General features: G+C 44.4%; 23 protein-coding genes. 13 read left to right on the top strand and 10 right to left on the bottom strand.

Annotated elements, in window-relative coordinates; genetic code table 11:
• Positions 1–2: 2 nt before the first annotated feature.
• Entirely contained in the window at positions 3–803 is an 801-nt protein-coding gene (locus tag BBA02S_RS08850) for an NAD kinase (RefSeq protein ID WP_041097799.1), read from the bottom strand.
• A gap of 141 nt (positions 804–944) precedes the next feature.
• Between BBA02S_RS08850 and sppA the strand changes: the two genes are divergently transcribed.
• The 8 genes from sppA to BBA02S_RS08810 all read left to right on the top strand — a co-directional run bounded on the left by sppA (position 945) and on the right by BBA02S_RS08810 (position 7,864).
• Entirely contained in the window at positions 945–1,955 is a 1,011-nt protein-coding gene (gene sppA / locus BBA02S_RS08845) for a signal peptide peptidase SppA (protein ID WP_041097797.1), read from the top strand.
• A 14-nt stretch (positions 1,956–1,969) separates the two neighbouring features.
• On the top strand, positions 1,970–2,563 hold the full coding sequence (locus tag BBA02S_RS08840; protein WP_082040252.1) for an RDD family protein: 594 nt from the start codon (positions 1,970–1,972) through the stop codon (positions 2,561–2,563).
• A 107-nt stretch (positions 2,564–2,670) separates the two neighbouring features.
• Positions 2,671–3,288, top strand: a complete 618-nt coding sequence (locus BBA02S_RS08835) for a DUF2953 domain-containing protein (protein ID WP_052475141.1) — start codon at positions 2,671–2,673, stop codon at positions 3,286–3,288.
• A gap of 27 nt (positions 3,289–3,315) precedes the next feature.
• Positions 3,316–3,759, top strand: a complete 444-nt coding sequence (gene ytfJ, locus BBA02S_RS08830; protein WP_041097795.1) for a GerW family sporulation protein — start codon at positions 3,316–3,318, stop codon at positions 3,757–3,759.
• Between the two features lie 111 nt (positions 3,760–3,870).
• Positions 3,871–4,371: a thiol peroxidase gene (gene tpx, locus BBA02S_RS08825; protein ID WP_041097793.1), complete on the top strand. Its 501-nt coding sequence runs from the start codon at positions 3,871–3,873 to the stop codon at positions 4,369–4,371.
• A 74-nt stretch (positions 4,372–4,445) separates the two neighbouring features.
• A complete protein-coding gene (locus BBA02S_RS08820) occupies positions 4,446–5,438 on the top strand; it encodes a class I SAM-dependent methyltransferase (protein ID WP_041114011.1) in 993 nt (330 codons plus the stop codon).
• A gap of 56 nt (positions 5,439–5,494) precedes the next feature.
• Positions 5,495–6,685: an acetate kinase gene (locus BBA02S_RS08815; RefSeq protein WP_041097789.1), complete on the top strand. Its 1,191-nt coding sequence runs from the start codon at positions 5,495–5,497 to the stop codon at positions 6,683–6,685.
• A gap of 327 nt (positions 6,686–7,012) precedes the next feature.
• Positions 7,013–7,864, top strand: coding sequence for an EcsC family protein (locus BBA02S_RS08810; protein WP_041114010.1), 852 nt, complete (start codon positions 7,013–7,015; stop codon positions 7,862–7,864).
• A 37-nt stretch (positions 7,865–7,901) separates the two neighbouring features.
• Here the strand turns inward: BBA02S_RS08810 and BBA02S_RS08805 are convergent, their stop codons facing one another.
• The 4 genes from BBA02S_RS08805 to BBA02S_RS08795 form a co-directional block, all read right to left on the bottom strand.
• Complete coding sequence (locus tag BBA02S_RS08805; RefSeq protein ID WP_041114009.1) at positions 7,902–9,554, bottom strand: b(o/a)3-type cytochrome-c oxidase subunit 1; 1,653 nt, start codon at positions 9,552–9,554, stop codon at positions 7,902–7,904.
• A complete protein-coding gene (locus BBA02S_RS08800) occupies positions 9,551–10,039 on the bottom strand; it encodes a cytochrome c oxidase subunit II (protein ID WP_041097781.1) in 489 nt (162 codons plus the stop codon). Before BBA02S_RS08800 ends, BBA02S_RS08805 begins: the two co-directional genes overlap by 4 nt.
• A gap of 15 nt (positions 10,040–10,054) precedes the next feature.
• Positions 10,055–10,186, bottom strand: a complete 132-nt coding sequence (locus tag BBA02S_RS20600; protein WP_156136609.1) for a cytochrome c oxidase subunit 2A — start codon at positions 10,184–10,186, stop codon at positions 10,055–10,057.
• A gap of 219 nt (positions 10,187–10,405) precedes the next feature.
• Entirely contained in the window at positions 10,406–10,723 is a 318-nt protein-coding gene (locus BBA02S_RS08795; RefSeq protein WP_041114008.1) for a hypothetical protein, read from the bottom strand.
• Between the two features lie 216 nt (positions 10,724–10,939).
• Between BBA02S_RS08795 and BBA02S_RS08790 the strand changes: the two genes are divergently transcribed.
• Positions 10,940–12,148: an argininosuccinate synthase gene (locus BBA02S_RS08790; protein WP_041097777.1), complete on the top strand. Its 1,209-nt coding sequence runs from the start codon at positions 10,940–10,942 to the stop codon at positions 12,146–12,148.
• Positions 12,145–13,539: an argininosuccinate lyase gene (argH, locus tag BBA02S_RS08785; protein ID WP_041114007.1), complete on the top strand. Its 1,395-nt coding sequence runs from the start codon at positions 12,145–12,147 to the stop codon at positions 13,537–13,539. Before BBA02S_RS08790 ends, argH begins: the two co-directional genes overlap by 4 nt.
• Before the next feature lie 152 nt (positions 13,540–13,691).
• Here argH and BBA02S_RS08780 read toward each other — a convergent pair whose 3' ends face one another.
• Positions 13,692–14,141 (bottom strand): universal stress protein, encoded by a 450-nt coding sequence (locus tag BBA02S_RS08780; protein ID WP_041097772.1) that lies wholly within the window; start codon positions 14,139–14,141, stop codon positions 13,692–13,694.
• A gap of 81 nt (positions 14,142–14,222) precedes the next feature.
• Positions 14,223–15,317 (bottom strand): M24 family metallopeptidase, encoded by a 1,095-nt coding sequence (locus tag BBA02S_RS08775; protein ID WP_041097770.1) that lies wholly within the window; start codon positions 15,315–15,317, stop codon positions 14,223–14,225.
• A gap of 143 nt (positions 15,318–15,460) precedes the next feature.
• Here BBA02S_RS08775 and BBA02S_RS08770 point away from each other — a divergent pair, with 143 nt between their 5' ends.
• Together BBA02S_RS08770 and BBA02S_RS08765 are read left to right on the top strand one after the other, a co-directional pair.
• Positions 15,461–16,141, top strand: coding sequence for a metal-dependent hydrolase (locus BBA02S_RS08770; protein ID WP_041097768.1), 681 nt, complete (start codon positions 15,461–15,463; stop codon positions 16,139–16,141).
• A gap of 114 nt (positions 16,142–16,255) precedes the next feature.
• Positions 16,256–17,569, top strand: coding sequence for a DRTGG domain-containing protein (locus BBA02S_RS08765; RefSeq protein WP_041097766.1), 1,314 nt, complete (start codon positions 16,256–16,258; stop codon positions 17,567–17,569).
• A 74-nt stretch (positions 17,570–17,643) separates the two neighbouring features.
• Here the strand turns inward: BBA02S_RS08765 and BBA02S_RS08760 are convergent, their stop codons facing one another.
• Complete coding sequence (locus BBA02S_RS08760) at positions 17,644–17,949, bottom strand: YtpI family protein (protein WP_041097764.1); 306 nt, start codon at positions 17,947–17,949, stop codon at positions 17,644–17,646.
• Positions 17,950–18,045: 96 nt separating this feature from the next.
• Between BBA02S_RS08760 and BBA02S_RS08755 the strand changes: the two genes are divergently transcribed.
• Positions 18,046–18,987: a DHH family phosphoesterase gene (locus BBA02S_RS08755; RefSeq protein WP_041114006.1), complete on the top strand. Its 942-nt coding sequence runs from the start codon at positions 18,046–18,048 to the stop codon at positions 18,985–18,987.
• A gap of 3 nt (positions 18,988–18,990) precedes the next feature.
• Here BBA02S_RS08755 and ytrI read toward each other — a convergent pair whose 3' ends face one another.
• Positions 18,991–19,500 carry a sporulation membrane protein YtrI gene (gene ytrI / locus BBA02S_RS08750; RefSeq protein ID WP_041097760.1) on the bottom strand — a complete coding sequence of 170 codons (510 nt, stop codon included), beginning with the start codon at positions 19,498–19,500 and terminating at the stop codon, positions 18,991–18,993.
• Positions 19,497–19,832: a sporulation membrane protein YtrH gene (gene ytrH / locus BBA02S_RS08745; RefSeq protein ID WP_041097759.1), complete on the bottom strand. Its 336-nt coding sequence runs from the start codon at positions 19,830–19,832 to the stop codon at positions 19,497–19,499. The genes ytrI and ytrH overlap by 4 nt, the downstream gene beginning before the upstream one ends.
• Positions 19,833–19,866: the final 34 nt, after the last annotated feature.

The raw sequence follows: 19,866 nt of genomic DNA, 5'->3' as shown, positions 1-19,866 counted from the left end.
TCTTACAAAAAGGCGCGTTTTACTTTGTGCCAGAATGAGTTGTTTTTTAATTTTAACGTTTTGATGCGCTTATTGCTCAATGAAATGTTAATTTCTTCAATGTGCTGAATACTTAGCGCTTCATTATCGATCCCCATAATCGGATAGTTATTGCTTCCTTTGAGCATTTTAAGTGAAAGTGTACGGTCTCCGCTCAGAATAAAAGAGGAGCCGAGTGTTCGATAACGCTTGTTATTCAGCGAAGCCAGTTCACTTACTTGCATGCAAGGAAGCAGCGGATCAACCACAGCTCCGCTTACTGACTTGTTATAGGCTGTGCTGCCGGTAGGTGTAGCAATAATCATGCCGTCTCCGCGAAACATTTCAAAATGAAGGTCATCGATATACACATTCATTTCCATTGTTTTGATGATGCTGGATTTGATGCTGAATTCATTTAAACAGTAGAAAACGGAATCTTCATCTACGGCAATTTGCAGAACTGGATAGCGGCGAACTTCCATTTCCGCTTTGGACATCACTTCGATGAGGCCGGAGATGTCATCTGCATGGAAGTCACAGTACATATTTAATTCATTAAAAATGGAGATGCCGGCATACAAGCAGTCTTCGCGAAAGCCGGTTTTTTGGACGGCCTGCAGGAATGTGCCATCTCCGCCGATGCTGACGATGATATTTGCTTCTTCTGATTTTTCGACGACCGTAAAGTCATATTTTGCAGCCAGTTTTTTTAATTCCGCCACTTTTTCTGCCACATTTTCCCGGCGAGTTTCGTAAAAATAGACGTTCCGACGCTGATCCATGAGAAATTCTCCTTTTTTGGAAAAGTTAGTATGGTTGTTGTTCAATGTTTTGTTAGAATAAGGTGAACCTTTTTTTAGTGTACCACGCCCCGGTTTATTTTTAAAAGCCGGCGAACGAAAGGATAGGAAGGAGAGAGTGCTTTGAGCAAAAAAAGAACCATTGCTCTATTGCTGGCTGCTGGTTTATTTATTGTTTCCATTATTGTAAACACAGCCTCAGTGGTGATGAATACGAACTTTTCTACCGCATGGGAAAGCGCGATGGGAACCAGCAGCGAGGAGTTTGTTGAGCAAGTGGAGGAACAGGGAAGCGAGACACAGAAGATTGCCGTCTTGCCGGTTGAAGGAGTGATTCAGGATACCGGAACGGCACAGTCTCTGTTTTCATCCCCTGGCTACAATCATCGCCAGTTTATGAAGCAGCTTGAAAAAGTAAAAGAGGATAAGAAAGTAAAAGCTGTTATCCTGCAAGTGAACTCACCTGGCGGAGGAGTAGTGGAGAGCGCGCAAATCCACGATAAAATCATAGAGATTCGCGAGAAAGCCAAAAAGCCGGTTTACGTATCAATGGGATCGATGGCAGCATCCGGCGGCTACTACATATCAGCGCCTGCTGACAAAATTTATGCGAGTCCCGAAACTTTGACAGGTTCTCTTGGGGTGATTATGCAAAGCGTGAATTATTCCAAGCTCGCTAAAAAATACGGCGTTGACTTTGTTACGGTCAAAAGCGGTCCTCATAAAGACATTATGAGTCCGACTCGTGAGATGACAGATGAAGAAAGAAAGATAGTACAGTCAATGATCAATAATTCTTACGACGGATTTGTCAAAGTTATTGCTGACGGCCGTGATATGTCAACAGAACAAGTCAAAAAAATAGCTGATGGCCGCATTTATGACGGTCGTCAAGCGAAAGAACTGAATTTGATTGATGATTTCGGCTATTTGGAAGACACCATTGCGGCGCTGAAGAAAGATGAAAACCTGCAAGACGCTCAAGTAGTGACCTATGAAGAGAGTCTTGGCTGGCCATCCTATTTCACGATGAAAGCCCAGCAGCTGATCGGCGGAAATGATGAAGCAGAGGCGCTGCTGAAAATCTTTTCACATCCCAATTCTCCGCGGTTGATGTATTTGTATGCGGAATAAAGGAGGGACAGATAATGAGAGAAGATGTCAATAATGAAACCGGCGAGCAAAGACATGTGGAGGAACAAACACCTCTCCAGCAAGAGGAACAGATCATGGAGGACCGGCCTTCTGAAAGGCACGCAGAAGAGAAGCCAGCATTTGCAGTTTCCACAGCCCCAGCCTTGCATTATGCCGGCTTTTGGATTCGATTTTGGGCGTATCTTCTTGATTTGATCGTCGTTGGAAGTCTTTCCCGCCTGCTTATTTATCCGTTATTTCGGGCGGCAGACATTGATACGGCGACCAATGGAATCTTTTCGGCTGTAAATATTGCGACTGCTCTTGTTTTCTATTTGTATTTTGTTTTGATGACAAAATGGCGGGGGCAGACGATTGGAAAAATGGTGTTTGGATTGAAAGTGATTTCACTGGCAGGCTCAGGCCTTTCTTGGCAGACGGTTTTGTTCCGGGAGTGGATCGGCCGCTATTTATCCGCAACGATCCCTTTCTTATATGTACTTGTCGCTTTTTTATCAAGAAAGCAGGGGCTGCACGATTACTTCGCAGAGACAACTGTTATTCACGAGGAGTCGCTAGCTGTTCAAGCTCCTGTTCAATCGCTATAACCAAAGCAAGCTGCCGGCAAAAAGCCGGCAGCTTTTTCTGTGTGGCCCGTTATGTTTACTTTCCTATTCCGGCGGACAAACTGTTTAGCGGAAAAGGAGGGAACAGGATGGCTTATTTATGGTGGGGGCTCGCTATTGTGCCGGTCCTGCTGTTACTGGTTTGGTTTTTAAACATTCAACTGCTCTTTTACTTTCTCCGTGTGCCCGATCATACTGAAGCCTATGTTCGTTTTTTCTTTTTTCATGGACTGCTATCTTTTACTTTTTATATTCCTTTTACAAATAAGGCGCTGGCAGCTGTAAAAAAGCGAGTAACCGCCACGATTCCTCCCCAAGAAGCGGAAACTTTCCTTGTCCAGCTGAAAGAAAGGATCGGATATATTGAGAATTTGCCGCAGATCGCTCTTTCATTTTTAAAGAAAGTAGAAGTGCGTGCTTTGACATGGCGGACAGCTGTTGGCATGAAGGATGCTGCTTGGACCGGCATGCTGACCGGCTCTCTGTGGGCTGCAAAAGGAAGTGTATTGGCAGCCATTGACCGCTTGATGAAGATGAATACCCGCCCTGACATTGAAGTGACACCTATATTTGGACAGTCTGTTTGGAAAGTGGAAGGTTCGTGTATGATTTCCTTTCGCGCAGGGCATGCTATAGCTGCAGTTATTCAACTATTTATTCATCGGCGCGGCAGAAAAAAGCGTTCAAGTGCCGGCCTGTTTTTTTAAAACACTTAAACAACTGGAGGGGTAAATATGAGTGACCATCCAATCGAAGGATTGATGACCACAGCTATGGAAAATTTAAAGGACATGATCGACGTTAACACCATTATCGGCGATCCGGTTGAAACACCTGATGGAAGTATCATTATGACTGTTTCAAAAGTGGGATTTGGTTTTGCAGCCGGCGGCAGTGAATTTAAAATGGACAAACAAGGCGGCGGCCAGGGGGGCAGTCAAGAAAAAAGCCCGTTCGGCGGCGGCAGCGGGGGCGGTGTTTCTATCACGCCTATCGCCTTTTTAATTGTCAATTCCAGCGGTGTGCGTATGCTTCATCTAGATGAAAATACACATTTATTGGACAAAATCATTGATTTGGCTCCAGCCGTTATTGATAAAATTCAAGGCATGCTTAATCAGAAAAACCAATCCAAGCAATCATCGTCTAAAAAGCCTTCTTCTGACTTCACCATCTAGGGAGAGAAAAAATAAATTCTTCATAGGTACTGGCAGGGCTTTTCCTTGCATTTCCCTCTTTCGAACAAGTATGATATTAAGTGTGAAAAAGATGGAGGAGGGATTATGAATATGGCAAATGTAACATTCAAAGGAAACCCGGTCACATTGCTTGGGAATGAAGTGAAGGCAGGCGACCAAGCACCTGATTTTAAGGTGCTCGCGACAGATTTATCAGAAGTCACATTAGCTGATTCTAAAGGTAAAGTGCGTTTGATTAGTGTGATTCCTTCCATTGATACAGGGGTATGCGAACAGCAAACACGCAAATTTAATGAAGAAGCTTCCAAATTGGACAACGTGGAAATCATAACGATTTCTGCTGACCTGCCGTTTGCGCAAAAGCGCTGGTGTGCGGGAGAAGGATTGGAAAATGTGAACATTTATTCTGATCACCGCGAAATGTCGTTTGGAGAAGCTTACGGAGTTCATATGAAAGAACTTCGATTATTAGCTCGTTCTGTTTTTGTCGTAGATAGTGAAGGCAAGGTTACATATGTAGAGTATGTAAGCGAAGGGACGAATCATCCAGATTACGAAAAAGCAATTGAGGCAGCAAAAGCCGCTAAGTAAAAAATAAAAATGCAAGGCTGGCTCTTGAGGAGTCAGCCTTTTTAAAGCGATAAAGCTTTACAGGAGGAACCAATATGAATGATTTTTCCCCGATTGAACGCTTATTTAACCTCTTCAATAAAACAGCAGCTATTCTCCAGCAGGAGCTTGAATGCACCTATTTGGATGCTTTGGCAGAAACAGCTGAAAACTTATTCCAAAATCAAGTTTTACAGGAAGAAATGAGCGATATTACAAAGAAACGGGTATGGAAACAATACGAAGAAGTGAATCTTGCTGACTACTCCAAAGAAGAGATTCGACAAGCTTATCAATTCGCTATTTTAAAAGGCATGCAGAAAAATGTGCAGCCGCATCATCAAATGACACCTGATTCCATTGGCTTGTTTATGAGTTATTTATTGGAAAAATTCATGAGTGAGAAAAAAGAGTTTACCATTCTCGATCCTGCAGTCGGAACAGGAAACCTGCTGATGACTGTTTTAAATCGGCAGCCCGAAGCAGCGGTTGCCGCTGCCGGTGTGGAAGTAGACGATTTATTATTAAAGCTTGCTTGGTGCAGTGCCAACTTGATTGAACAGTCCATTCAATTTTATAATCAAGATGCGTTAGAACCGCTTTTGATTGATCCGGTAGACGCTGTAATCTGCGATTTGCCGGTTGGCTGGTATCCAAATGATGCCAGAGCAGCGAATTATGAATTAAAAGCAGATGAGGGCCATTCCTATGCCCATCATTTATTTATAGAGCAAAGTGTGAAGCACACGAAGCCTGGAGGCTATCTTTTTCTTCTTATTCCTAACGGCTTGTTTGAAGAGGCAGGCGCTCAGCAGCTGCACCGCTTTTTTCAAAAACACGTGCACATCCAGGGGCTGATTCAATTGCCGATGTCGATGTTTAAAAACCAACAGGCCGCAAAGAGCATTTTGATTTTACAAAAACAGCAAGAAGGAATTCCGGCTCCGAATCAAGTGTTTCTGGCAGCAATGCCGTCTATGAAAGACCGCCAGGCGATGCAGTCAGTCATGATGAAAATGGAAGCGTGGTTTAAGGAAAACAAACGATAGTCACAAGATAAAGCAAAGAAGCCGTGCCAGCACTTTGTGAAATGGAGGAGGTCTTTATGTCAAAAGTTATCGCCATCAATGCCGGAAGCAGCTCATTAAAATTCCAGCTGTTTGAGATGCCGGAAAAAAGGGTTATTACGAAGGGGCTAGTTGAAAGAATCGGTCTGCCGCGGGCTTTGTTCAATATTACAGCAGACGGGCATAAACAGAAAGAGATCATGGATATTCCCAATCACGCTGAAGCGGTTCGGATTCTCTTAAATAAATTGACGGATATGGGAATTATCCAATCGCTTGATGAAATCAATGGGGTTGGCCATCGGGTTGTCCATGGGGGAGAAGTATTTACCGATTCAGTCATCATTACCGATGAGGTCATAGAAAAAATTGATCAATTGTCGGACTTGGCTCCTCTTCATAACCCAGCAAATGTGACGGGAATTCGGGCATTTAAAGAAGTTCTTCCCGATGTGCCGGCAGTTGCCGTTTTTGATACCGCTTTTCATCAAACGATGCCGGAAAGCTCCTTCTTGTATAGCTTGCCTTATCATTACTATACAGATTACGGCATTCGTAAATATGGTTTCCATGGCACCTCCCATAAATATGTTTCACAGCGCGCGGCTGAATTGCTGGAACGGCCAATTGAGCAGCTTCGGCTGATTTCTTGCCACTTGGGAAATGGAGCGAGCATCGCGGCTATTAGCGGCGGCAAGTCCATTGATACATCCATGGGGTTTACACCGCTTGCCGGCGTAACGATGGGGACCAGATCGGGGAATATCGACCCGGCACTCATTCCTTTTATTATGGAAAAGACGGGAAAAACAGCGGACGAAGTGCTGGACGTATTGAATAAAGAGTCCGGCATGCTGGGGGTATCTGGATTTTCCAGCGATCTGCGCGATATCGAGGAAGAGGCAGCTAAAGGCAATGAACGTGCCGAGCTTGCTCTTGAAGTATTCGCTGGCCGGATACACAAATATATCGGTTCGTATGCAGCCCGCATGTCTGGTGTAGATGCCATTATCTTCACAGCGGGCATAGGAGAAAACAGCCCTGTTATTCGGGGGCGTGTACTGCGCGGCTTGGAATTTATGGGCGTCTATTGGGACCCTGCCCGCAACCAGGTGCGCGGTCAGGAAACCTTTATTAACTATCCTCATTCCCCGGTTAAAGTAATTGTCATTCCGACGGATGAGGAAGTAATGATCGCTTTTGATACTGTAAAGTTAGCCGGGCTTTAAAAAACATCCTAAAGCAGCAGCTGATGCAGGCGGAAGACAAGCTTCAATGAAAATTGAGTTTGTCTTCCGCCTTTTTTATTTGGCTCGCGGGTGGGAACAGTTGCCTTCCATTCCAGGCGTTTCGCTTTCCGCGGGGCGGGCGGTGAGCCTCCTCCGCGCCCCAAGCACCTGCTTTTTTCTTTTTATAAAAATAAGGCAAAGAGTACGGGGCTGGTGCATATTATTTTAAAAAAGTATGCTGCAGCCTGTGTAAGGCTGAAATTGACATTTGTTCAGCGATCATAGAAAATGAAGAGACAGGAAGCAGCATGGAAAGGGGAGGCAAATATGACTTGGACAGAACGGGATAAAATTGTCTGGGACGAGATTATGGCCTGGGAGCAGTCGCTTGCTGAGTATGAGGGCAACGACTTTCAATATACATATTCAAAGTGGCTGAACACAGCGCTTTCTACTATACCGGAGGAAACACTGTCTGCTTTCTTTGGACAGCTGGATAATGTATTATTCCAAATGCATTCTCTGCTTCAAGGCTCGCAATTTCAAAACGAGGCGAAGGAGAGAATTTTAACCTCCGCCCGCATTTTCAGGGAGGATATCGCAGCGCTTGATGATCTGAAGAAGCTGACTATTGACCAGATTCGCTATTTAAGCAGCCAACAGTCGTCAAGGCACCGGTTCTATTCACTGCTTCAAGGAGGCATCACGGGTACGGGAGGAGCGCTTACGCTGAGCACGGACTTTGCGGCGATGGCTGTTCTTAACCTGCGGGCTATACAAATGACAGCCATGACATATGGGTATGATCCGCAGCTGCCGTTTGAAATGATGGCTTCTTTAAAAGTTTTTCATGCCGCTGCTTTGCCTGACCGGCTAAAGGCGGATGGATGGCAGGAACTGCTGATTGAATTGGAGGAGCGGGATCACCCTTACTTCTATAATGAGGTGGACCAGCTGACCGATTTGACATGGATGGAGCGTCCGGTTACACAGCTCGGCAAGCTGCTGGCGATTACACTTTTCAAAAATCAAAAAATGGCCAACCTGCCGCTGATCAGTGTGGCGATCGGTGCCGGTGTCAATTATCGGCTGACAAAAAGAATGATTGATTTTGCGGAAAGATATTATCAATACCGCTGGCTTCAGGACAAGAGAGAAAACATGAAGATAAATGCATAAAAAGCGTTTGGATGGCAGCATCCAAACGCTTTTTCTATTAGCATAGATTACGATATCCTGGAGAACCTGGCGGTGCCTGCTCAATCATGTGAGCAAATGGAATCGTATAAGCCAGTAAAATCAAGACGACAACAATGATAATCCACAGCCACCATTTGTCAAAGAATAACGGTGTTTTTTCCGCATGTTCCTCTGTTTCCCCAATTGGAAATTCCTCGTCTCCCTTTGGCGCAAACCATAAAAGCTGGACGACGATATATAAGACAAGAAGAATGCCAAGGAAAAGCATAGTGCCGCCAACGGCCTGGGCGATTTGATAAGGAATCCAATCAGCCGCCTGGCTAGAATTGCCGTATAGAGAGAATGAAGACCGTCTTGGAGCTCCGTATAGCCCTGCCCAGTGCATCGCGCCTGACATGATGAGCATGCCGATCGACCATACCACAGCTTGAACAATAGCCAGCTGATTCAACTGGTTAGTGAACGTTCTCCCTGTTAGATGCGGAATCAGCCAGTATGCTGCACCAAAGAAGGTGAGTATCACCGTAGTGGCAATGGTTAAGTGGAAGTGCCCAGTTACCCAAATCGTATTGTGAACGACTTGGTTCAGCTGGTGGGAAGCATTGATGATTCCGCCAGCACCTCCCGGAATAAAGGCGATCATTCCAATGAAAGGAACGAGAAAACGAGCATCTTTCCACGGAAGGAATCTGAGCCAGCCAAATAGGCTGCTGGCCCCTTTGGAGCGGCCGAACCGTTCAAACATGGCGAACATACTGAATGCTGTCATGAGAGAAGGAATAACAACCATTAACGTCAGTACTACTTGAATGTATTTCCAGAATGGATCAATCCCAGGCTCTGTTAATTGGTGATGGAATCCAACCGGAACAGAAAAGAATAAGAATAAAATAAACGACATTCTTGCCAGAGAATCAGAAAAGATTTTGCCGCCAATAACTTTTGGAATCACAACATACCAGATCATATAAGCAGGAAGCAGCCAGAAGTATACAAGCGGATGCCCGAAATACCAGAACAGCGTCCGGCTGACTAATACGTTAATGTTTTCTGTCCAGCCAAGAGACCATGGGATGAATTGAAGCAAAACAGTAGCTGCCACCCCAAGAGAGGCAATTAGCCAGAGAGCCATATTGACAACAATCATAAAGCTTAACAGCGGGCCATTTTGACCTGGATGCTGCTTTTTCCATTTTGCATAATGGACGAACATAGCAAATCCTGCAATCCAGCTTCCGACAACCACTAAAGCCAGCCCAATGTAAAAGCCGACGTGGGCTTGGAGGGGAGCGTAAAACGTATAAAGGACAGATGCTTCACCAGTTAAAATGTAAAAAGTCGTAATTGCTGTGCCGATTGTCATTGTCCAGAAGCCGATCCAGCCAGCGAGGCGGGTTTTATCAGACAGGGTACCGGCGGTCCGGCTCATGCCGGCGAATTGAAAACCAATGATGAAAAAAGTTGTTAGAATAAGAGCAAGTAACACGCCGTGAGCGGTAAGAAGCTGATAATAACCGATGCCTGCAGGAAGTTCCATTTTTCCGGAGCGGACCAGCACTTGCAAAAGCCCGCAGATGCCGCCGAGAAACAAAGCGGTAAATGCAACAATCATATGTGCTAAAGCCAGTTTGGCATCTTTCTTATCTACTTTGGCTATTGTTTCCCTCATGATTGATCAACCACCTTTATTTTTGCATGCATTAAGTGATGTCCGCTTCCGCAATATTCATTGCACAAAAGCGTAAATTCACCTTCATTTCGAAACACCTGAGTGGCTTCACTGATATGGCCGGGCTCAAGCATCATGTTGGCATTTGTGCCGGCAATTTCAAACCCATGAACAACGTCTTTCGTTGTCGCCACGATATGGACAGTGGCTCCTTTAGGGATTTCTACTACTTTATCCTGCGTGCCGACATCGAAGGAAAAAGCCGAAGTTACAACAACGAGCTGATATTCGTTGTCGCCGATTTTTTTCAGGCCGGGCTGATCAAATGGAGCTGTGACCTCCACCGCTCCCGGATCTACAGTTTTTGCGGAGCTTGGCGGCTGATTTCCGGCTACAAAGGCATTAACTCCCACAATGACTAAAAATAAAACAAGTGAACTAATTCCGAAAGCCAGCCATAATTTTTCATATTTGTGCAGATGCATAGAACTTCCTCCCCATTACATTCTTGATATAAACAAATTCCACGCGATGAACCAAGCTAAAAGAATCATCCCTCCAACCGTAAGGACAGAAAGGAAAGTTCCCTTTAATGAATCTTTTGGATACGTTTTCTCTTTTTCATTCTTCATGCGGTTATCCTCCTTTGCGATTAGGATTAAATATCTATTATCATTTTACGTTGAAACTTTGTGATAATCTTCACATAAATGTGAAGATTATTTCACGGTAATGTGAAGAAATGATGAAATCCTGATATTGGATCAGAAAAATGAGGCGGGAAATGTAGACAAAATAAACAGGTCCTTCTCATATGAAGACCGGCAGCTATCAGCTGCCGGTCTTTGTTTTTAATCAAAAGGAGGAAAGGAAGGGTTCTCAATAGATGGAGAGGTGCGAAACCAAATCCATAAATCATTAATAATAGAAGCAATCTCACTAATTTCTTCATTAATACGGCAGGAGAAAAGGAACTCTTCCTCCTCCTCCAGCCGGCTTTGCAAAATATTAATCTCTTTTTCAAGCGCTTGGATCCGGTCAGGAATGCTTCCGCGGATTCTTTCCCACCTTTCAAGAATTTGCTCCTGTTCCGTGACAGGATAGTCGCTCCATTTCTTATTAGAATGGGGAAGCAAAATGCCAAGCCGCTGATTTAAGAAAAATTGCATAGTTTTCTCCTTTTTTCTTTTATCGTAGCTGTTTCCCGGCTTTTCTGCAAAGGAAAGAAAAAAAAGGTGAGTATTTATTCAACAAAATGAATTTTTTTCAAATAAGTACTTGAAAGGAGGAAAATAACATGATATATTCTATTCATAGAAAAGAATAAAAATAAAAATGATTGCATATTTATACTAACGGATAGCAGCTTAGAGGAGGATATATCAATGAACAAAAAAGTAGTGTTAGCTTATTCCGGAGGCCTGGATACATCAGTAGCCATTCCGTGGTTAAAAGATAAAGGATACGACGTTGTCGCTTGCTGTTTAGATGTGGGCGAAGGGAAAGATTTAGAGTTTGTTAAAAACAAAGCTTTACAAGTTGGCGCTGTGGCAAGCTATATGATTGACGCGAAAGAAGAATATGCAAATGAATATGCATTGCTTGCTCTTCAAGGCCATACATTGTATGAAGGAAAATATCCGCTAGTGTCTGCGCTGTCACGTCCGCTTATTGCGAAAAAGCTAGTAGAGGTAGCTGAAAAAGAAAATGCGACTGCGGTTGCTCACGGATGTACAGGAAAAGGAAACGATCAGGTCCGCTTTGAGGTTTCTATTAAAGCACTAAACCCTAATCTTGAAGTATTGGCGCCTGTACGGGACTGGAAATGGTCGCGTGAGGAAGAAATTGAATATGCGAAACAAAACAATATTCCGATTCCAATCAACTTAGACAGCCCATTTTCTATTGACCAGAACTTATGGGGAAGAAGCAATGAGTGCGGCATCTTAGAAGATCCATGGGCTGCTCCGCCGGAAGAAGCTTACGACTTAACGGCTGCGATTGAGAATACGCCGGATACTCCGGAAGTAATTGAAATCCAATTTGAACAGGGAGTGCCTGTTGCGCTGAATGGCCAAAGCTACTCTTTAGCCCAGCTTATTCTTGAACTAAATGAAATTGCCGGCAAACATGGAGTCGGAAGAATTGACCACGTTGAAAATCGCCTCGTCGGCATCAAATCAAGAGAAGTGTACGAATGTCCGGGTGCTATGACGCTCATTCTCGCTCATAAAGAATTAGAAGATTTAACTCTTGTGAAAGAGATGGCTCATTTCAAGCCAGTGATTGAAAAGAAATTAACAGAGCTGATCTATGAAGGCCTATGGTTCTCTCCGCTGAAAAAAGCGCTGGAAGCATTCTTAAAAGAAACTCAAAAGTTTGTTACTGGTACAGTGCGCGTGAAATTATTTAAAGGCCATGCGATTGTGGAAGGAAGAAAATCAGAGTACTCCTTGTATGATGAAAAGCTTGCTACTTATACAACAGAAGATGAATTTGACCACGAAGCAGCTGTCGGATTCATTCAACTGTGGGGTCTGCCGACAAAAGTGAACTCTATGATTCAGCAAGAGAAAGTGAAAGTTCAGCAATGAGCAAGCTTTGGGGAGGGCGCTTTCAAAAATCAGCGGAAGAATGGGTAGATGAATTCGGCGCCTCTATCCACTTTGATCAGGAGCTTGTTTTTGAAGACCTTGAAGGCAGCATGGCACATGTAACGATGCTCGGGAAAAGCGGCATCTTAACGGAAGAGGAAGCAAATCAAATCTTGGGCGGCCTTGAAGCTTTAAAGAAGAAAGCTTCAAAAGGTGAATTAACATTCTCGGTTGCCCAAGAGGACATCCATTTAAATTTGGAAAAATACTTGATCGAAGAAATCGGAGCGGTCGGAGGCAAGCTGCATACCGGCCGCAGCCGTAACGATCAGGTAGCCACTGATATGCATTTGTACTTGAAGAAGCAGGTCAAGCTTATCATTGGATTAATTGAACAATTTCAAACGGCACTTGTGGAGAAGGCCGAACAGCATGTGGAAACACTTGCGCCTGGCTATACACATTTGCAGAGAGCTCAGCCGATTTCATTCGGCCACCATTTAATGGCATATTTTTGGATGCTGCAAAGAGATAAGGAGCGGATTCAAGAAGGATTGAAGCGCATAGATGTCTCGCCTTTAGGGGCGGGAGCGCTAGCCGGAACCACTTTCCCGATTGACCGTGAATTATCAGCCAGCCTGCTTGGATTCTCAAGCGTATATGCCAACAGCATGGATGCAGTCAGTGATCGGGACTTCATTCTTGAATTCTTGAGCAGTTCCTCTATTTTGATGATGCATCTGTCCAGACTGGCCGAAGAGATGATTCTCTGGTCAAGCCAGGAGTTCCAGTTCATTGAAATGGATGACGCGTTCTCAACCGGCTCCAGCATTATGCCGCAAAAGAAAAACCCTGATATGGCGGAGTTGATCCGCGGTAAAACAGGGCGCGTCTATGGCAACCTGTTCAGCTTGCTCACCGTATTAAAAGGCCTGCCGCTTGCATATAACAAAGATATGCAGGAAGACAAGGAAGGCATGTTCGATACGGTACATACGATCATTGGTTCCTTAAAGATTTTCACAGGAATGGTTCAGACAATGAAGGTGAATGAGGATCGCTTAGAGGAAGCTGTCCATAATGATTTCTCCAATGCCACGGAGCTCGCTGATTATTTAGCGTCAAAAGGCATTCCATTCCGCGAAGCACATGAAATTGTTGGAAAGCTTGTGCTTCATTGCATTCAAAATCAATGCTACCTTGCCGACCTGTCTTTAGAGGAGCTAAAGTCAGCGTCTGAGAGCATTGAAGAAGATATTTATCAAGTGTTGTCTCCATATGAGGCCGTTAAAAGAAGGAAGTCTTTAGGCGGCACTGGCTTTGACCAGGTTCAGCTCCAAATTGAGACAGCGAAGCACTTGATTCATAACGAACAGTCCCTAAAGAAGTAGGGACTGTCGAGTAAAGCCCCTCTTTTTTTCAAAAACATTTGAAGAAAAGAGGGGCTTTTATAATATATTTTTAAGTATTTCTCTTGAGAAAATAGACTATACACCGCTAGAAGAGCGATAAAAAAACCGCCCGGTTACAGGCGGTTTTTTTATTATTCTCCTTTGTCTGTACGAACAACGAGAACGTCACAGTTAGCGGCGCGAGTAATATGTTCAGATACACTGCCGATGAGGAAACGTTCCATAGCGTTTAAGCCAGTTGCTCCACATACAATTAAATCTGCTTTTACTTGTTTAGCTGCTTCTTTAGGGATGATAACTTTTGGTGAACCATATTCGACATAAGTATTGATGGCGACTACACCCGCTGCTTCAGCTGTTTCTTTGTATTCTTTCAACAAGTCGCTGCCGTAAGCAGTGGCCCGTTCAGCGATCGAGCGGTCATATGCTTCGATGGCTGCAAATGAGCGAGTATCGATCACATGGATCAGGTTAAGTGCGGCTCCATTGCGTTTAGCGATTTCAATCGATTTTCGGAATGCCCATTCTGCCTCTTTTGAACCGTCAACTGCTACTAGAATGCTTTCATACTTCATTGTCATCATTGATTCCCCCTTTTTCTTTTATTCTACATGAAAAAGAGCAGGGATACAGCCGATGTGAGTCGAAAAATATGAAATTTTTTAAACAAATGTTAATTGTTTAGGAAAAGAGGTCAAGATTTCCACACCGTCCGCTGTGACATATACATCATCTTCGATTCGGACGCCTGCTACATTTGGCACATAAATGCCCGGTTCAATTGTAAAGACCATGCCTTCTTCTAAAACGAGCGTATTTGTTTCTGTAATGCCTGGATATTCGTGAACGCTGATTCCAAGCCCATGTCCCAGGCGGTGAGGGAAAAAGTCGCCATATCCCGCTTCTGCAATCATGTTTCTTGCAGTCAAGTCAATGTCTTTTGCCATCGCGCCGGGTTTGACAGCAGCAACAGCGGCCTCTTGTGCGTTTAATACGGTTTCATAAATTTCCCGCTGCTTATCAGAAATTTCCCCAAAAGCGACTGTACGGGTAATGTCAGAGCAATACCCTTCATACACTACGCCAAGATCGAATAAAACCAGGTCGCCTTTTTGTACCTTCGTGCTTCCTGGTGTTCCATGGGGGGAAGCAGCATTGGTGCCCGTGAGCACCATGGTCGAGAAGGACATTTCAGCAATGCCTTGTTTCTTCATTTCAAATTCAATTTCCGACAAAATCTCCAGCTCTGATTTGCCTTCACGAATCGCTTCCGCTCCAGTTTTTACTGCTAAATCTGCATATTCTGCTGCTTTTTTAAGGGCTGCGAGCTCCTGTTTATCTTTAATCAGGCGCAGCTGCTCCATTTTTTCCTCGGCAGCAACAAACACAGCGCCGGGGAAACGTCCGGCCAGCTCTTCATAACGCTCAACGTTTAAGTGCTGCTTTTCGACCGCTATTTGCTGTACATTCTTTACTCGGTTTTTCACTTCGGCTTCAATCATATCCCAAGGATTTTCGATATCTGTATGACCGATGATTTCAAATGCCCAGCCGCTGCTCTTGGCATCGGCTGCATCTAGCTTAGGACAGATAAGAAAAGGCTCCGCTTCCGGAAACACGGCAACGCCAAGCAGGCGCTCGTGCGGATCGCTTCTAAATCCTGTTAAATAAAAGACGTTTTCAGGAGCGGTAATGAAAGCAAAAGGGATGTCTTTTGTTTTCATCCACTCTGTTAATGCGGTTAATCGTTTGTTCATTATTTCTTCCTCCTCAAAAAAATCGAGACAGTTAAAGCCTATCAATAAATGAGAAGTAAGTAAATAAGATAGACATGCAGGGGAATTTGTTGTTTCATCGAATAGTAGAAGTGGAAATGATTTTGTGAAAGGAGTTTTTACATATGAAGGTATCTTATCATGGACATTCCATCGTAAAGGTGGAAACAAACGGCAAGACAATTTTGATTGATCCATTTATTACTGGCAATGATTTAACGGATTTAAAAGTTGAAAATGAACAGCCGGATTTTATTATTTTGACGCATGGCCATGGGGACCATGTGGGAGATACAGTAGAACTTGCCAAAAAGAGCAATGCGCTTGTGATCGCAGTAAATGAACTGGCTACTTATCTTAGCCATCAAGGAGTGAATGCTCACCCTATGCATATTGGCGGAAGCCGCGAGTTTGAGTTTGGACGCGTAAAATTTACACAGGCGTTTCACGGATCGGGGATCGAGCAGGAAGATGGTACGTTCCTTTATATGGGGATGCCAGCCGGTGTTTTGCTAATGGCTGAAGGAAAGACCATTTATCATGCCGGCGATACAGGGATTTTTTCTGATATGAAGCTCATTGGCGAACTTCATCCGATCGATCTTGCATTTCTGCCAATAGGCGACAATTTCACAATGGGGCCAGATGACGCGGCGCTTGCTGCTAAGTTTTTGCAGGCAAAGCAAGTAGTTCCGATCCACTTCAATACGTTCCCGCCTATCCAGCAGGACCCTCACGCATTTGCTGAAAAGCTGGAAGCGAAGAACGGCAAAGTGTTAGAGCCCGGACAATCACTTGAACTGTAACAGCATTCAGGCTGCAAGAGGAACCTTGCAGCCTTTTCTGAATCAAATTGAATCCCTTCTTATTTCAAAGTATAATAACTGTATTAGCGAGTCTGAAAGGGACAGGTGAAACAGTTGATTACAAAACACGAACAAATCTTACAATACATAGAGGGATTGCCGATCGGCGAGAAAATTTCCGTGCGGCAAATTGCTAAAGCGCTCTCAGTTAGTGAAGGGACAGCCTACCGTGCGATCAAGGATGCAGAAGCTAAAGGATTTGTTTCAGCGATCGAGCGTGTTGGAACCATCCGGATCGAACAAAAGAAAAAAGAAAATATTGAGAAGCTGACCTTTGCGGAAGTCGTGAACATTATTGACGGCCAGGTACTAGGCGGCAGGGCCGGCTTGCATAAGACCCTAAACCGTTTTGTCATTGGCGCCATGAAGCTAGAAGCAATGATGAGATATACTGGCCCGGATAATCTGCTTATTGTCGGCAACCGGACAAAAGCACATGAACTGGCCTTGCAAGCTGGAGCGGGCGTGCTGATTACTGGCGGATTCCAGGCGGATGATCATGTAACGAAGCTTGCAGACGAGCTGGAGCTTCCCGTCATTACCACCGCCTATGATACATTTACCGTGGCTACGATGATTAACCGCGCGATTTATGACCAGCTAATTAAAAAGGAAATTGTGCTTGTCGGTGACATTTTTACTCCATTTGACCAGACAGTTTCACTTACTGTAGGCGATACAGTCAACCAGTGGATTGAGAAAAACCGGACAACCCTTCATAGCCGCTTTCCTGTGCTTGACCGTCAGCTGAAGGTGCAGGGAATTGTTACGTCGAAGGATATAATGGGGACAGATAAGGATACGCTGATCGAAAAGGTGATGACAAAGCAGCCGATCACCGTTACGATGAAAACGAGCGTGGCAGCTGCCGCCCACATGATGATCTGGGAAGGCATTGAGCTCCTGCCGGTCGTTGATGATCAAAATCGTATTCAAGGCATTGTCAGCCGGCAGGATGTGCTGAAAACATTGCAAATGGCCCAGCGCCAGCCGCAAATGGGAGAAACGCTGGATGATACGATTACGAATCAAATTGACGTATCAGGCAATAAGGAAGAAGAAACATACACGTTTGAAGTAACTCCGCAGATGACGAATCAGCTTGGCGCGATCTCTTATGGGGTGTTTACGACCATTGTTACGGAGGCGGCAAGGCGTTCATTGCGGGCTAGAAAAAAAGGCGACATTGTTGTGGAGAATATTACGATTTACTTCTCGAAGCCGGTACAAATGGAAAGCTTGCTTGAAATCCACCCGAACGTTCTGGAGGTCGGACGTAAATTCGGGAAGGTCGATGTGGAAGTCTACAACGGCGGCCTTCTTGTCGGGAAAGCCTTAATGATGTGCCAAATTCTGGATAGGCAATAACAGAAAAGAGCCGCTATCGCCGAGCGTCAAAAAGAGGATGTCCCACGACTGCAGGGCATCCTCCTTTCAAAACCTTATTGGTTATTTAATTCCTCAGCTTCCCTTTGTGCATAAGGAAGTACGTGGCGGTAAGCTTTAAAGCCTGTCCACAAGCTTGTGAAACCAATGAGCATGAATAAAGCAGCAACGATGTATGAGACTGTCGTCTGCTGGATAAATAATGTATTCAAGCCAAACATGCCGACAAACAAGCCTAGCGCCATACTGGATTTAGCGGATAACCATTTTTTCTCCATTGGCCGTCTGCTTCTCACATATTGTACTTTGTAAAAAATGTAAAAAGCCAACGATAAAATGATAATAAAGGCTAAAACGGGCATAGATTTTCCTCCATTTATTTGTTCAAACATCTCCATTTTAACGAGAATGCAGAGGAAATTCTACTAAAAAAACTGAATGTCACAAAGGAGACAGGAATGAAGAGTCAAATTATCAAAAAAATAAAAGAGTACGATACGATTATTATTCACCGTCATGTTCGCCCTGACCCGGACGCCTACGGATCACAAGGAGGGTTAGCGGAAATGATTCGTGCTTCCTTTCCCCATAAGAATGTGTATACGGTCGGGAAAGAAGAGCCGACACTTGCCTATTTGCGCAAGCTGGATGTCATTCAGGATGAAGTGTACGAAGGGGCGCTCGTTATTGTATGCGATACTGCCAACCAGGAAAGAATTTGTGACCAGCGCTATAAGCTCGGAAAGGAATGGATCAAAATCGATCATCACCCGAATGAAGATCCGTACGGCGATCTTTTGTGGGTGGATACATCGGCCAGCTCTGTGAGTGAAATGATTTATGATTTGTATATTAGCGGCAAAGAAGAAGGATTGCGCTTGAACGATGAGGCCGCACGGCTGCTGTTTGCCGGCATTGTCGGCGACACGGGCCGCTTTCTTTACCCCAGCACAACAACGCGTACGATGGAGTTTGCCGGTGAGCTGCTGCAATATAACTTTGACCGTAATGAGCTGTTTGACCGGATGTATGAAACAGAAGAAAAAGTGCTGAAGCTTCAAGGCCATATTTTACAGACATTCCGCTTATCACCGAGCGGGGCGGCTTCGGTTACGCTTAAAAAAGAGCTTCTTGAAGAATTTCAAGTGGCCCCCTCTGAGGCCTCGCTGCTCGTTAGCTCACTTGGCAGCGTAAAAGGAATCAAAGCGTGGGTTTTCTTTATTGAAGAAGCCGATCAAATTCGTGTTCGTCTGCGTTCTAAGAAGCCGGTCATTAATGAAATTGCGAAAAAATATAAAGGCGGCGGCCATCCGCTTGCAGCCGGTGCTTCTGTATATTCATGGGAGGAAGCGGAGAAAGTAGCCGCCGATCTGGAACGGTTATGCCAGGAAAGTAAATAATAGTTAGCCGCCTTCTAAGCCCAGTTCTAGCTGAATATGAACGGTTGTGTAAAAATACCACTCTTTGACATGAAGAGAGTAGCTGCGCTTATTCATTTTTAATCTCTTGTTTTCAATGGTCTGCCGAATTAATTCTTTATGAGAGTAGACCGTCTCCAGATCTTTCGCATACAAAACAGATAAATCTTCTTTTATTTGTTCTTTTGCAGCGAAAATACTCTGGGAATCATCAATTCCATACTTTTTATAATTGATAATATCAATTTCTATTTCCTGCACAGTCAACTTGTGCAGGTTTTTTTTGTTCAGCTCCTTATACTCTTCTTGCCAGATCTCCAGCTGTACTTTTAATTCATCCATCACTTTTTTTTGTTTTTCCAGCTTGGCCGCCTGTCTTTCCTGCATAGCCCCGAACATGTAGAGAAAGAGCAGCCAGCTGAGGCAGAATCCAACTGCTGCCCCGGCCAGCAGTTGCTTAGTTCTTTGTCTATTGTGCAAAGATGGAACTCTCATGGCGAGATATGCTCCCCGGTCAGCCAGACGATAATGGCCGTCCCTGTAGCGGTGCCGCCCATTGCCGATAGAATAAGCAAAAATTGTTTAAATAGATCTTTCGTTTCGCCATTTAAAAAGCCGCGTTCAAAACTATATACCGTATCAAATGTGCCGCCAATGGCTGCAATGATAGCCCAAATCCGCAAGCCTTCGCTAATTTGAGAAATGCCGGTTAGAAGCGGCCTCCCCGTCGCAAAGGATGCTAGACCGCCAATTAACGAACCGCCCAGCAAAACGCCAAATGCGATAAAATAACATTTAAATAGTTCATCAAAAAAAGTTTCTGCCATATGCCCTCCACAGTTGCTTGTCTTTCTATTTATA

The sequence above is a fragment of the Bacillus badius NBRC 15713 genome, assembly GCF_001591605.1.
Classification (GTDB): Bacteria; Bacillota; Bacilli; order Bacillales; family Domibacillaceae; genus Pseudobacillus; species Pseudobacillus badius.
The sequence above is the reverse complement of the archived record's forward strand: the minus strand, read 5'-3'. Positions and strand labels throughout refer to the sequence as shown.